This window comes from Massilia sp. 01N417 (assembly GCF_056399645.1).
The window spans coordinates 28,536-42,394 of record NZ_JBFTRS010000008.1; the positions used below are offsets into that span (position 1 = coordinate 28,536).

A 13,859-nucleotide genomic window follows, 5' to 3' on the forward strand; every position below is an offset into this window, starting at 1 on the left:
CGCCATGACGAAGGCGGTGCGCGGCCGGCCGACCATGACCGACATCGCCAAGCTGGCCGGCGTCTCGCAATCGACCGTCTCGCTGGTGATCAACCACCTGAGCGGGGCCAAGGTCTCGCGCGCCACCCGCGAGACCGTGCTGAGGATCGCCCGCGAACTCGGCTACCCGCTGGAGCGCCACCAGGGCCGGCACGACAACCGCCCGGCCCAGGCGCCGAACCTGATCGTCTACCTGGCCGACGAGCTGGCCACCAGCCCGCATGCGATGCAGACCATGGATGGCGCCAAGGACGGCGCCTGGGACCAGGACTGCCTGGTCGCCGTTTTCGCCACGCGGGGCGACCCCGAACGCGAGCGGGCGGTGCTGGCCCGCATGCTCGACCATCCGGCCCTGCTGGGCGTGATCTACGCCACCATTTTCACGCGCGCGGTGAGCCTGCCGGCGGCGCTGGACGGCGTGCCGGCCGTGCTGCTCAACTGCCACGAGCGCGAGCGCCGCCACCCGGCGGTGGTGCCGGCAGAGCAGCAGGGCGGCTACAGCGCCACCATGCACCTGGTCGCAGCCGGCCACCGCCGCATCGGCTTCATCAACGGCGAAGGCTGGATCGAGGCCGCCGCCGACCGCCTGAAGGGCTACCGCCATGCGCTGCTCGATGCCGGCATCCCCTTCGATCCGGCGCTGGTGCGCGAAGGCGACTGGCAGGTGGAGAGCGGCTATGCGCATGCGCTGTCCCTGCTCGACGGCCCCGACCGCCCCAGCGCGCTGTTCTGCGCCAACGACCTGATGGCGCTGGGCGCCCTGGACGCGGCCCGCGAACGCAAGCTGGCGGTGCCGCGCGAACTGTCCGTGGTCGGCTACGACGACCAGGACCTGGCCCGCTATACCCACCCGCCGCTGAGCACAGTGTTGTTGCCAAACTACGAAATGGGCCGTTGGGCGGCCGAGACCCTGATCGCGCTGACGCGTGGTGGCAAGGTTTCCAACGAGGTTTTCCAGAGGGAGTGCCCTCTGGTGAGCCGCGAATCGGTGGCGCCGCCGGCCTCCTAGAAGCGGTCCCAAGCGCGCGCCGCCGCGCCCGGTTTTGCGTTAGCTTCCTGCTAAGTATTATTACTAATATTTTCAGGAGACTCGCATGACCACATTCCAGCTTCGGCCCGTGTGCGTGGCCGTCCTCGCCCTGATCGCCCACGCGGCGGCCTGCGCCCAGAGCGGCGCCGGCACCCCGCCTTCGCAGCCCGACCAGGCCACCCTGCAGGACCCGGCCTCCCAGCCCCAGGCTCAGGACCAGGCCAGCCCGGCGGCACCGACCCAGCCCGGCCAGATCGTCCAGGTGCAGGTGACCGGCCTGCGCAGCAGTATCCGCAGCGCCGAGGCGATCAAGCGGAATTCGGACCAGGTGGTCGACTCCATCAACGCCGAGGATATCGGCAAGTTTCCCGACCGCGCCACCGGCGACGCCCTGCAGCGCATCGCCGGCGTGCAGGTGGGCCGCGACCGCGGCGAGACCAGCAGCGTCATCATCCGCGGCCTGCCGGACGTGGTCACGACCCTGGACGGCAACCAGATCTTCACCGGCAACGGCCGCAGACTCCAATACCAGGACCTGCCGGTGCAGTCGATCGGCGGCCTGGACGTGTACAAGAGCGCCACCGCCAACCAGCTCGAAGGCGGCATCGCCGGCGCCGTCAACGTGCGCCTGCGTTCGCCCTTCGACGTCAAGGGCTTCAACGCCACCGCCTTCATCGAAGACCGGCGCCAGAAGGTGAACGGCTCCAGCGCCACCAGCGACAAGAACAATCCCAACGGCGGCTTCGCGGTCAGCAACCGCTGGAACACCAGCTACGGCGAGATCGGTGCGCTGTTCGACGTCCAGTTCAACCGCGAACACTGGGGCTATCCGGTGCAGTGGGTCGACCGTCCCGACCGCATCTTCTCGGTCAGCCCGGACGGCACCGCGGTGCGCCTGAACGACGACCAGCCGATCGCGCCGCTGAAACCCGGCGACCGCCTGGGCGAGCTGCCCAACGTCGGCGGCATCTACAACCAGGGCAACCGCGACCGCGGCAGCATCCACGGCGCCCTGCAGTGGAAGATCAGCCCGCAGATGGAAGCCAGCGCCCAGTACCTCGGCACCGGCTACCGCGCCCGCAGCGCCGTCGACTACATCCTCGGCATCGTCACCTGGACCCCGCGCCTGACGAATGTCGTGATGGCGCCCGAAGGCAGCTATTGCAATACCCCGAACGGCTCGATCTGCCCGATCCAGTCGGCCCATGCCGGCGCCGCCCGGTTCGGCGGCCCCTACGACTGGGATCCCTACACCGCCACCTCGACCTGGGGCGTGAAGGAGCACACGGTCACCCATTACCTGAACCTCGGCGTGCAGTACAAGGACGGCCCCTGGAAGCTGGCATCGAACTACGCCTGGACCAAGTCGACCTTCGTGAACGATACCGTGATCGTCGACCAGCAGATCCCGGGCGCCAGCATCGACGTCTACACGTATGGCCGCGACGGCCACGGCGGCTACAACATGGTCACCACCCCGACCAGCAGCCAGGCGCTGCGCGATCCGAGCCAGTTCGTGCTGCGCGGGATGGTGCAGAACTGGGGCATCTCGACCGGCGAGCAGTCGCAGTGGCGGCTGGACAGCAGCTACCGCCTGGGCGACGGCTTCTTCAGCAGCATCGACAGCGGCATCCGCCTGTCGCAGCGGCGCGCCGGCTTCAAGGGCGCCGAAGGCCACAGCGACATCGGCGGACCCACCCGCGCCAGCCCGATCGGCGCCTTCGGTCCGTCCTTCGAGACCCTCGTGCCGGGCCTGGACCGCCTCGGCGGTCCCTGGGTCACGCCCTCGCACGACTTCCTGATCGACCAGGCCGACGCCGTGCGCGCCTTCTACGGCGCCGCCCCCGGCCGCGTGGCGGAAGACCCGACCCGCGCCTTCAGCCAGAACGAGAACAACACGACCCTCTACCTGCAGGGACGCTGGCAGACCAAGATGGGCGACATCGACGTCAGCGGCACCGTCGGCGGGCGTTACGCCCACATTACCCGCAGCCTGGTGGGCAACAGCCGCATCGGCGACGTGATCAGCCCGATCGACCAGTCCTCGCGCGAAAACAACTTCCTGCCGAGCCTGTCGGCCGTGATCGGCTGGCGCAAGGACCTGCAATCCCACCTATCCTTCGGCAAGACCCTGACCTATCCGGACTTCGCTTCGCTGAACCCGGCGCTGTCGCTGATCCCGCCGACGGTCAATGCGCCGGGCACGGGCTCGGCCGGCAACCCGAATTTGCGGCCGACCAAGTCGAAGAATATCGACGCCACGCTGGAATATTATTTCCAGAAAAATGGATACGCCCAGATCGCGCTGTTCCACCGCGACATCGACGGCTACCTGCAGAACATGGAGTCGAACGAGACCATCGGCGGCCTGAACTACCGCGTGACGCGGCCGCAGAATTCGGGTTCCGGCAAGTTGAAGGGGGCCGAACTCGGGATCCAGAAGTTCTTCGATTTCCTGCCTGCGCCGTGGAGCAACTTCGGCGCCCAGGCCAACTACACCTGGATCTCGGGCGAGAACCAGACCCTGGTGTCCTCGACCGGCAACACCTTCACCACCACCCCGCTGATCGGGGTCGCGAAGAAGAACTACAACTTCGCCCTGCTGTACGAGGGCAATGGCATCACCGGGCGCCTGACGGCGACCCACCGCGGCGACTACGTCGAGCAGATCGCCGAGCCGCGCTTCGGCCAGGACCGTTACGTGAAGGCTGCAACTTTCGTGGACTTGAGCTTGTCTTACGCAATCAACAAGAACGTTTCCGTGCAGTTTGACGCGATCAATATCACGAAGGAAAAGTACGAGAGCTACCTGAACGATCCGATCCGTCCGCGCGACATCCGCTACAACCCGACCACCTACGGGCTGGGCCTGCGTTTCTCGCTCTAAGGTCACATGATGCAGAAGACTTACCGGAATCCGGTCTACCCGGACATCTTCGCCGATCCCTTCGTGCTGCGGCACGAGGGGGTGTATTACGCCTACGGCACCGCCCCCGGCGGCGATGACGGCCGCCAGATCCCGGTGCTGCGCTCGAACGACCTGGTGAACTGGGAAGCGCTCGGCCACGCCCTGGTGCCGGCCGCCGGCATGGAGGCAGAGCAGGGTTACCATTTCTGGGCGCCGGAAGTGGCCAGCCACGGCGGCCGCTTCTACATGTACTACTCGTCCGGCAACGCGCCCGAGGGCACCGACCAGAAGCTGAGGGTGGCGGTGGCCGACCATCCGGCCGGCCCCTTCCTCGACGCCGGCAAGATTCTGGTGCCGGACCAGCCCTTCTCGATCGACGCCCACCCTTTCCGCGACCAGGACGGGAACTGGTGGCTGTACTATTGCGTCGATTTCCTGGAGATGGCGCACGACGGGCGGATCGGCACCGGCATCGTGGTCGACCGCCTGCTCGACATGTGCACCCTGGCCGGCGAGCCGCGCACGGTGGTGCGCCCGCACCACGACTGGCACGTGTTCCGCAAGAACAGGCCCATTTACGGCAAGGTTTTCGACTGGCACACGGTCGAGGGCGCGGCGGTGCTGTACCACGACGGCCACTATTACTGCTTCTACAGCGGCGGCGCCTGGGAGAAGGAGAACTACGGCGTCAGCTATGTGATCGCGAAGCACCCCGAAGGGCCGTACCGCCGTCCGGAAGGCGGCCACGAGGCGCTGCTGATGCGCACGCCGGCCTCCGGCGAGCTGGTGGGTCCGGGGCACAATTCCTTTACCACATCCCCGGACGGCAGCGAGACCTGGATCGTCTACCACGCCTGGGATCCGGCACGGACGGCGCGCCGGATGTGCATCGACCGCGTCGACTGGGTCGATGGGAAGCCGGTGAGCGGCGGGCCCAGCTGGACGGAGCAGCCGGCGCCGGCGGCCTGAAGCGCCATTCGCCGCTCCGTCGCCCCCGCGCAGGCGGGGACCCAAGTTTGCCGGCCCGCCTGCGCGGGACGAGGACTCATTTGCCCAGGAATTCCCTCACCTCCGCCTGAAAGCGCGCCGCCTGGTCCCACATGATGAAGTGGGCGCTGTCCGCAATCCGCTTCAGGCTCACGGCCGGCACCGGTGCAAACACGCTTTTGTAGACCGCATCGAAATGCTCGGCGGGAACCGGCACGCTCTTCGGCTGGACGTACAGCACGGTCACCGGTACCGAGATCTTCGGCAGTTCCGGCCCCAGGTTGGTCACCACCAGTTCGTGGTAGGCGCGGGCGCCGACGTCGACGTCGCTGCGCATCGAATCGTCGATCGCGCCGGCACGCATGGACTCGGTATTGACCATGCCGTTGATGGTCTCGACGGCGCGCTTGCTGCGTTCCTCGGGCGCGGCGGTCCGGATGCCGGCGGCGATGCGGTCCGCGATCGGCTCGACGCTGGCGACGGTGGCGCCGGGGCCGCCGAAGAACATGCCGAGGAAGGGCACCATGTCGACCACCATCAGGCGCGACAGGTCGGCCGGATGGCGCGCGGCCAGCATCATGCCGATGGTGCCGCCCATCGAGTGGCCGATCACGGCCGGTTGCTTCAGGCCGGTTTCCCTGATGTAGCGGTCGATCTCTTCGGCCACCGGCGCCGCCACCGGACCGTCGGCGTTGCCGCCTTTCGGCTGGCCGGCGAAGCCCGAGACCTGCACCAGGTGGTAGCGGTAGCCGGGCACGGCCTTGATCATCTCGGCCCAGACGCGCGGCGAGGAGTTCAGGCCGGGGATCAGGATCACGTCCGGACCGGCGCCTTCGGTGCGGACCGTGATGCGGGTCGAGTCGAAAGGCGCCGCCCAGGCGCCGGCGGATGCGCCGAGCAGGGCGAAGGCCGCCACCGCTGCGGCGGCCTTGAGGGTGGAACGGCGGGAAAGCTTGGTGAGGCGCATCGTGTCTCCTGGTTCGTGATCGGAAACCCGCCGCATGCGCGGCCGGTCGGATGGACAGGATGCTAACGCGGGGTGGCCGAAAAAGCTGCCTGAAAGAAATGATAGTGTGCTTGAAACGAGAAGCCCGCACGCGGCGGGCTTCCGGTTGGCGTGTGGAGCGCTTACGCTTTGCGGCGCAGGGCAGCCATGCCGACGAAACCCAGTCCCAGCAAGGCCAGCGAGGCCGGCTCCGGGACATTGCCGGTCGACGGCGAAAACTCGGCCTTGAATGCCACGTCGCCAATGCCGCACTCCTGGCAATCCCATGCCCGCGTCGTCAGCGCCCCGAAATCCAAGCCGTTGTTGAAATAGACGAAATCGCCACCGGCATAGCTGTTGTTTGTCGTAGGCATGTCGAAAGTGCTGTACGCCTGGGTCCCCAGGTCCGAGACCGAGAGGAACATGACGTATTTCTGGCCTTCCGTCAGGCCCAGCTTGCCGGTGTCGAAGGAGAACTCCATCAGCCCCTGGCCGGGCGTGACCGAACGCGTGGCGCTGGTGTAGAGAATGCTGGTGGCCTTGCTGCCGTCCCAGCCTGCCACATAGCCGCGCAAATTCAGCGTTTGATTATTCCCGTACAGGTACATCGAGAAGCCGTTCAGCGCTTGATCGGCACCAACCGTAAAGGTCTGGCCGTAGGTCGACGTGTCGTCATAGCCGAAAGGATGAATCCTGGCCTTGATTCCGGTGTTGTCGATGACGGAGGCAGTCGCGTCTGCGGCAACAGCGCCGAGGACGGCACAAAGAAGCAAGGAGGCTTTCAAATAGCTTGGTTTCATTACATTCCCTATTTTTATGGTGGACTTGCCATCAGGTTCAAGCAAAGACCATGCCGATAAACAATTGTTTTTAAAAATCAATTGTTTATCGGAAAATTGAATGTACTCGTGTAAATAAATCCGACACTTGCCTGGCTAGTCCCAGTCATGCCGGGTTTCCCCCTCCTGCGCCTGGCGGTCGCGCGCAATCATCTCCTCCAGCTCTTCGCGGGCCCGCTTGGCCATCGACACATACTGTTCGCGGTCCTTATAGTAGGGATAGACCGCCTGCACGTTGGCGATATTGAGCTTCCGGAACTTCAGCGCGGCCTGGCGGATGCGGTAGGCGTTCTGGCCAAGGCCGGCCGTGAGCACGGTGCGGCCCAGTTGCAGCGCCGATTCAAAGGTCTCCCTTTCGATCATCGTCACGCCGCGGTCCATCAGCTGGTACCAGTGGGTGACGTTGCGGGCGCGGGCGAAGATCTGCAGTTCCGGCCACTCGCGGCGCACGGTCTCGACCAGGTCGAGGCTGTCTTCGATGTCGTCGATCGCCACCACCAGCGCGCGGGCGCGGGCGGCGCCGGCGGCGCGCAGCAGGTCGGCGCGGGTGGCGTCGCCGTAGAAGACCTTGAAGCCGAAGCGGCGCAGCACCTCGATCTGGTCGGGGTCGTGGTCCAGCACCGTCAGCTTGACCCCGTTCGCGTTCAGGAAGCGGCCGACGATCTGGCCGTAACGGCCAAAGCCGGCGACGATCACATGATCCTCGTTCGGTTCGATGGCGTCGGCTTCGGGCCTGGCGCCGGCGCCTTCGCGGCTGGCCGACAGCTTGTCGTAGGCCATCAGTACGAGTGGCGTCACCACCATCGACAGCGCCACCACGACCACCAGCATCGAGGCGGTGTCGTCGCTGAACACGCGCGCGGTGGCGGCCGCGCCGAATACCACGAAGGCGAATTCGCCGCCCTGGGACAGCAGCAGGGCGAACTGCAGGTGCTGGCCGCGGGCCATGCCGAACACCCGCGACAGGATGTAGAGCACCGCGGTCTTGATCAGCAGGAAGCCGGCCACCAGGCCCAGGATCAGCCAGGGATGGGCGAGGAAGACGGCAAAATCGACCGACATGCCGACCGCGATGAAGAACAGGCCGAGCAGCAGGCCCTTGAAGGGTTCGAGGTCGGTCTCCAGCGCATGGCGGTACTCGGAATCGGCCAGCAGCACGCCGGCCATGAAGGAGCCGAGCGCCATCGACATGCCGATCCACTGCATCAGCAGTCCGATCGCGATCACCAGCAGCAGGGCGAAGGCGGTGAAGATCTCGCGGGTATCGGTGCGGGCGATGACCTGCAGCAGCGGGCGCACCAGGTAGCGGCCGCCGACGATGATCCCGGCCAGCACGCCGACGACCTTGAAGGTGGCCAGCCAGAAGTTGCCGCTCGAACCCGCTTCGTCGGGAATGCCGAGCAGGGGCACGATGGCGATCATCGGGATCGCGGCGATGTCCTGGAACAGCAGGATCGCAAAGCCGGCCTGGCCCGCCGGGGTCGGCATCAGGTTGCGCTCCTCGAGCGAGGCGAGGGCGATCGCGGTCGACGACAGCGACAGGCCGAGGCCGCCGATCAGGGCCAGCTTCCAGTTGACGCCGGCCAGCAGGGCGGCGCAGAACAGGGCCGCGGCGACCACGATCACCTGGGCGCCGCCCCAGCCGAAGATGGGCCGGCGCAGCGCCCACAGGCGGTCCGGCTCGAGTTCCAGGCCGATCAGGAACAGCAGCAGCACCACGCCGAATTCGGCGAAGTGCAGGGCGTCCTCGACGTTGGCGATCAGTTTCAGGCCGTAGGGGCCGATCAGGATGCCGGCGGCCAGGTAGCCGAGCACGGTGCCCATGCCCAGGCGTTTCGACAACGGCACCGCGACCACGGCGGCGGCAAGATAGACCAGGGCATTCGTCAGCAGGCTGTGTTCCATCGGCTTACCCCGCGTAGCCGCGCAGGCGGCGTGTGAATTCGGCCACGTGGGCGTCGACCGCCGCTTCGCCGGCCTGGGCCACGCCATGCATGATCAGCGGTTCGATCCAGTTCATCCCGCACAGGGCCGCGGTCTGTTCGAAGGGGGCGAGGAAATCGGCGAACGGGCGCCCGTGCAGGCCGCCGGGCTGGTAAGCCTCCGGGCCACTGCCGGTGGTGGCGACCAGCCAGTAGCCTTTGCCGCGCAGGACGGCGTCCGGCTTGCCGTAGGCCCAGCCCGGCACCATCACCACGTCCATCCATTCCTTCAGCAGCGAAGGCATGCCGTACCAGCGGATCGGGTGCAGGAAGACCAGCACGCCGGCATCGCGGACCAGGGCGCGCTCGCGCTCGGCGTCGATGTCGAAATCCGGGTAGGTATTGTAGAGATCTTCCACGATGACCCCGGGGGTGGCGCGGGCGGCATCCGCCAGGCGCCGGTTGACCGGGGAGCGGTGCGGGGCAGGGTGGGCATACAGGACAAGGATGTGTTGTTCGTTCATAACTTGATTATTCCACAATGGCCCGCCCGACATGTCCTACAATTCGGCCGGGCGCGGGCCTATTCGCCGTGCCGAGGTGGGCGACTATGATGACCCTTACTTCACCGTCAAGGAGATCGGCATGTCGATGCAAAGCGAAGGCAAGGATGCGAAAGGCCGCAACTACGATCAGGTCACGAAGGACGGCAGCAGTTCGGCGGGCACCATGGGCACCGGCGGAACCGGCGACATCGGCCGCATGTCGGGCGACGCCGACACCGGCAGCGCGCAGTCGGACGCGCGCACCGACGATCTCCTTAGCGCCGGCACCGACGAGGAGCGCCGCCAGGGTTACCGCCCGAGCGAACCGGGCGCCGTCGAGACCGGCCTGGAAGGCGTGGGCAACAAGGTCGGCGGCAACCCGGGGAACCGGCAATCGAACAAGGATGGCCAGCAGTAGGACTGGGCAAGGGAGGCTTCCATGAGCACGCAAAACGAGCCACAGAAACCGCAGGGCGGCGCCGACATCGGCGGCGCCGGCAACCAGCACAACGATTGGGGCCACAGCGACGTCGGCAACAAGCAGTCGGATTCGCGGCTGGACGACGTGGTCGGAACGGATACCGGGGTTCCCGCCGAGGAGGCTGGGGAGTTGCAGACCGGGCTGGGTGGGATCGGCAGTTTGAGTACCGGGAATGCGGGTAGCAGGCAGTCGGAGGAGCCGCCCCGAAAATAATCAAGGTCGTTGGCGCCGTTACGTCGTTCCCGCCTTCGCGGGAGCGACGTATCAGCACACGGGGCTAAGGTGGTACTTGGCTGCGAGCTTCAAATATGCAGCGCGTGCCCCAAGGCCCGCAGCGCCGCTTCCTGCACCGCCTCACCCAGGGTCGGATGCGCATGAATGGTGGCGCCGATGTCTTCCAGCTGCGCCCCCAGTTCGATCGACTGCACGAAGGCCGTGCTGAGCTCGGATACCGCGCTGCCGACGGCCTGCCAGCCGACGATCAGGTGGTTGTCCTTGCGCGCGACCACGCGCACGAAGCCTTCCGTGCCCTCGATGGTCATGGCGCGGCCGTTGGCGGCGTAAGGGAAGCTGGCGCCGATGCAATCCAGTCCCTGTTTGGCCGCCTCCTGCGGGGTGAGGCCGACCACCACCACTTCCGGATCGGTGAAGCACACCGCAGGAATCGCCGCCGGCATGAAGTGGCGGCGCTTGCCGGCGATGATCTCGGCCACCATTTCGCCCTGCGCCATCGCGCGGTGGGCCAGCATCGGTTCGCCGGTCAGGTCGCCGATCGCCCAGACGTTGCGCATCGAGGTGCGGCACTGGTTGTCGATGCGGACGGCGCGCCCGTTCATGTCCAGCATCAGGCTTTCGAGGCCGAAGCCGGCGGTACGCGGACGGCGCCCGACGGCCACCAGCACGCGGTCGGCGTCGATCGCCACTTCCTCGCCGCCGCCGTTCTTCATGCGTACCGAGTTGCCGTCCTCGCTCAGGCCCAGCACGCTCGATTCCAGGTGCAGTTCGACGCCGAGGGCCTTCAGGCGCGCCGCCACCGGCCGCGCCAGTTCGTCGTCGTAGGCCGGCAGCACGCGGCCGGCCGCTTCGACCACGGTCACGCGCGCGCCCAGCTTGCGGTAGGCGGTGCCCAGTTCCAGGCCGATGTAGCCGGCGCCGACCACCACCAGGTGCTCGGGCAGGGTCTCGGGCGACAGCGCCTCGGTGGCGGACACCACCTTGCCGCCGAAGGGCAGGAAGGGCAGTTCGACCGCTTCCGAGCCGGTCGCCAGCAGCAGGTGCTCGCAGCGGATGCGGGTGGTCTGTCCGCCGGCATCGTTGGCGGCGCCGGTGCCGCCGCCTTCCGCGCCCGTCACCTCGACCGTCTTGCCGTCCAGGATCCTGGCCCAGCCGCGCACCACCTGCACGCCGTTCTTCTTGAGCAGGGCGCCGACGCCGCCGGTCAGGCGCTTGACGATGCCTTCCTTCCAGGCCACCGTGCGGCCGATGTCGATGCTGGGTGCGGCCGTGCGGATGCCCAGCGGCGAGTCGCCGGCGTAATGCGTCGCCTTATGAAATTCCTCGGCCGCGTGGATCATGGCCTTGGACGGGATGCAGCCCACGTTCAGGCAGGTGCCGCCCAGCTGGGCGCCCTCGACCAGCACGGTCTTGATGCCCAGCTGGCCAGCGCGGATGGCGGCCACGTAGCCTCCCGGACCGCCGCCGATGATGAGTAAAGTCGTTTCCATCGTCATCTTCTTGATGTCCTCCGTGCTTATTCCACGAACAGCGTTGCCGGCGCTTCCAGGTAGCCGCGCACGGTCTGGATGAACTCGGCCGCCACCATGCCGTCGATGACCCGGTGGTCGAAGGACGACGACAGGTTCATCAGCTTGCGCGGCACCAGGCCGCCGTTCTTGACGACCGGACGGTCGAGGATGCGGTTGACGCCGACGATCGCCACTTCCGGATGGTTGATCACCGGCGTGCTCACGATGCCGCCAAGCGGGCCCAGGCTGGTGATGGTGATGGTCGAGCCGGACAACTCGTCGCGCGCCGCCTTGCCGGTGCGCGCGGCTTCCGCCAGGCGCAGGATCTCACGCGCGCTGTTCCACGGGTCGCGGGCTTCGGCATTGCGGATCACCGGCACCATCAGGCCGGCGTCGGTCTGGGTGGCCATGCCGAGGTGGACCGGCTGGTAGCGGGTGACGATGCCGGCCTGGTCGTCGAAGCGGGCATTCACCTCGGGGAACTTGCGGATGGCCAGTACGACGGCGCGCATCAGCAGTGGCAGCAGGGTCAGCTTGCCGCGTTCCTCGCCGTAGCGCGCGTTCAGCTGGGTGCGCAAGGCTTCGAGGTCGGTGACGTCGACTTCCTCGACATAGGTAAAGTGCGGGATCTGGCGCTTGGACAGCTGCATCTTCTCGGCGATCTTGCGGCGCAGGCCGATCAGCGGCACCGCTTCCTCGCCGTGCAGCTCGGCGTAGCGATGGTCCGTGCCGGCGTGCGCCGCGCGGCCGCGCTGGCGCCCGGCGACGAAGTTGTCGAGGTCGGCATGGGTGATGCGGCCGGCCGGGCCGCTGCCGCCCACGTACTGCAGCTCGATGCCCATGTCCCAGGCGCGCCTGCGCACGGCCGGCGCGGCCAGCGGTTTTTCGTTCGCATCACGGAAAGTGGCGCGCAACGCGGCATCCTTGGGGCCGCCGTGGCTGTCGGCGCCCGCGAGCTTCGCCGTGGCCGGGACCGACACGCTCGCCGCGCCCGCCGCCACCCGCTGCGGCTCCGGCACGAAGCCATGCGGCACATCGGCCGGCTCGTCCGCAGCCTGCGCCGCAGCCGGCGCATCGGCAGCCGCCACCGGCTTCGCAGCCTCGCCCTTGACATTGCCGGCCCCCTCGATTTCCAGGCGCACCAGTTCGGCGCCCACGGCCAGCGATTCGCCGACCTTGCCGCCCAGCGCCATGACGGTGCCATGCACCGGCGACGGGATCTCGACCGTGGCCTTGTCGGTCATGACGTCGGCCAGGATCTGGTCTTCCGTGACCGTATCGCCGGGCTGGACGCGCCAGGCCACCACTTCGCATTCCGCAATACCTTCGCCCACGTCGGGCATCTTGATGACGTGAATACCCACCTTTATGCCTCCATCGCTCGTTTGAATGCCGCGCCGACGCGGTCCGGTCCGGGGAAGTAGGCCCATTCCTGCGCATGCGGGTAAGGCGTATCCCAGCCGGTCACGCGCTCGATCGGCGCTTCCAGGTGGTAGAAGCAGTGCTCCTGCACCAGGGCGGCGAGTTCGGCGCCGAAGCCGCTGGTCCTGGTTGCCTCGTGCACGACCACGCAGCGGCCGGTCTTCTTGACCGATTCGACGATGGTGTCGAGGTCCAGCGGCCACAGGGTGCGCAGGTCGATGATCTCGGCATCGATGCCGGTCTCGTTGGCGGCGGCCTCCGAGACCCAGACCATGGTGCCGTAGGTGAGCACGGTGAGGTCGGCGCCGGGGCGGAAGATCGCCGCCTTGTCCAGCGGGACCGAGTAGTAGCCTTCGGGGACCTTGCCCAGCGGGTGCTTGGACCAGGAGGTTACCGGACGGTCGTGGTGGCCATCGAAGGGGCCGTTGTACAGGCGCTTGGGTTCCAGGAAGATCACCGGATCGTCGTTCTCGATCGAGGCGATCAGCAAGCCTTTCGCATCGTAGGGGTTCGACGGCATCACGGTGCGCAGGCCGCAGACGTGGGTGAAGAAGGCTTCCGGGCTCTGGCTGTGGGTCTGGCCGCCGTAGATGCCGCCGCCGCAGGGCATGCGGATGGTCAGCGGCGACGTGAAATCGCCGGCCGAGCGGTAGCGCAGGCGCGCCGCTTCGGACACGATCTGGTCGGTCGCCGGATAGAAGTAGTCGGCGAACTGGATCTCGACCACCGGGCGCAGGCCGTAGGCGGCCATGCCGACCGCGGTGCCGACAATGCCGCCCTCGGAGATGGGGGCGTCGAAGGCGCGGTGCTTGCCGTACTTGGCCTGCAGGCCGTCGGTGACGCGGAACACGCCGCCGAAATAGCCGACGTCCTGGCCGTAGACGACCACGTTCTCGTCGCGCTCCATCATCACGTCCATGGCCGAACGCAGGGCCTGGATCATCGTCATGGGGGTT

General features: G+C 67.2%; 12 protein-coding genes. 5 read left to right on the forward strand and 7 right to left on the reverse strand.

Going from position 1 to position 13,859, the window contains the following annotated elements; translation table 11 throughout:
• The first annotated feature begins 4 nt into the window (after positions 1 to 4).
• The 3 genes from AC1DOQ_RS10725 to AC1DOQ_RS10735 all read left to right on the forward strand — a co-directional run bounded on the left by AC1DOQ_RS10725 (position 5) and on the right by AC1DOQ_RS10735 (position 4,946).
• Entirely contained in the window at positions 5 to 1,048 is a 1,044-nt protein-coding gene (locus tag AC1DOQ_RS10725; RefSeq protein ID WP_477363103.1) for a LacI family DNA-binding transcriptional regulator, read from the forward strand.
• 85 nt (positions 1,049 to 1,133) lie between these two features.
• Complete coding sequence (locus AC1DOQ_RS10730; RefSeq protein ID WP_477363106.1) at positions 1,134 to 3,956, forward strand: TonB-dependent receptor; 2,823 nt, start codon at positions 1,134 to 1,136, stop codon at positions 3,954 to 3,956.
• Positions 3,957 to 3,962: 6 nt separating this feature from the next.
• Positions 3,963 to 4,946 (forward strand): glycoside hydrolase family 43 protein, encoded by a 984-nt coding sequence (locus AC1DOQ_RS10735; RefSeq protein WP_477363109.1) that lies wholly within the window; start codon positions 3,963 to 3,965, stop codon positions 4,944 to 4,946.
• A gap of 76 nt (positions 4,947 to 5,022) precedes the next feature.
• Here AC1DOQ_RS10735 and AC1DOQ_RS10740 read toward each other — a convergent pair whose 3' ends face one another.
• The 4 genes from AC1DOQ_RS10740 to kefF all read right to left on the reverse strand — a co-directional run bounded on the left by AC1DOQ_RS10740 (position 5,023) and on the right by kefF (position 9,234).
• On the reverse strand, positions 5,023 to 5,931 hold the full coding sequence (locus AC1DOQ_RS10740) for an alpha/beta fold hydrolase (RefSeq protein ID WP_477363112.1): 909 nt from the start codon (positions 5,929 to 5,931) through the stop codon (positions 5,023 to 5,025).
• 161 nt (positions 5,932 to 6,092) lie between these two features.
• Complete coding sequence (locus tag AC1DOQ_RS10745; RefSeq protein ID WP_477363115.1) at positions 6,093 to 6,749, reverse strand: PEP-CTERM sorting domain-containing protein; 657 nt, start codon at positions 6,747 to 6,749, stop codon at positions 6,093 to 6,095.
• Positions 6,750 to 6,884: 135 nt separating this feature from the next.
• On the reverse strand, positions 6,885 to 8,693 hold the full coding sequence (gene kefC, locus AC1DOQ_RS10750) for a glutathione-regulated potassium-efflux system protein KefC (RefSeq protein WP_477363118.1): 1,809 nt from the start codon (positions 8,691 to 8,693) through the stop codon (positions 6,885 to 6,887).
• 4 nt (positions 8,694 to 8,697) lie between these two features.
• Positions 8,698 to 9,234 carry a glutathione-regulated potassium-efflux system oxidoreductase KefF gene (gene kefF / locus AC1DOQ_RS10755; protein ID WP_477363121.1) on the reverse strand — a complete coding sequence of 179 codons (537 nt, stop codon included), beginning with the start codon at positions 9,232 to 9,234 and terminating at the stop codon, positions 8,698 to 8,700.
• 121 nt (positions 9,235 to 9,355) lie between these two features.
• On the opposite strand from kefF, the gene AC1DOQ_RS10760 reads away from it, so the two are divergent.
• Positions 9,356 to 9,673 (forward strand): hypothetical protein, encoded by a 318-nt coding sequence (locus AC1DOQ_RS10760; RefSeq protein WP_477363124.1) that lies wholly within the window; start codon positions 9,356 to 9,358, stop codon positions 9,671 to 9,673.
• A gap of 21 nt (positions 9,674 to 9,694) precedes the next feature.
• Entirely contained in the window at positions 9,695 to 9,949 is a 255-nt protein-coding gene (locus AC1DOQ_RS10765; RefSeq protein ID WP_477363127.1) for a hypothetical protein, read from the forward strand.
• 89 nt (positions 9,950 to 10,038) lie between these two features.
• Here AC1DOQ_RS10765 and lpdA read toward each other — a convergent pair whose 3' ends face one another.
• Genes lpdA through AC1DOQ_RS10780 form a run of 3 tightly spaced genes read right to left on the reverse strand, consistent with a single transcriptional unit; the run spans position 10,039 to position 13,852 of the window.
• Positions 10,039 to 11,466 (reverse strand): dihydrolipoyl dehydrogenase, encoded by a 1,428-nt coding sequence (gene lpdA / locus AC1DOQ_RS10770; protein ID WP_477363130.1) that lies wholly within the window; start codon positions 11,464 to 11,466, stop codon positions 10,039 to 10,041.
• A gap of 20 nt (positions 11,467 to 11,486) precedes the next feature.
• Complete coding sequence (locus AC1DOQ_RS10775; RefSeq protein ID WP_477363133.1) at positions 11,487 to 12,845, reverse strand: dihydrolipoamide acetyltransferase family protein; 1,359 nt, start codon at positions 12,843 to 12,845, stop codon at positions 11,487 to 11,489.
• Positions 12,846 to 12,847: 2 nt separating this feature from the next.
• On the reverse strand, positions 12,848 to 13,852 hold the full coding sequence (locus AC1DOQ_RS10780; RefSeq protein ID WP_477363136.1) for an alpha-ketoacid dehydrogenase subunit beta: 1,005 nt from the start codon (positions 13,850 to 13,852) through the stop codon (positions 12,848 to 12,850).
• Positions 13,853 to 13,859: the final 7 nt, after the last annotated feature.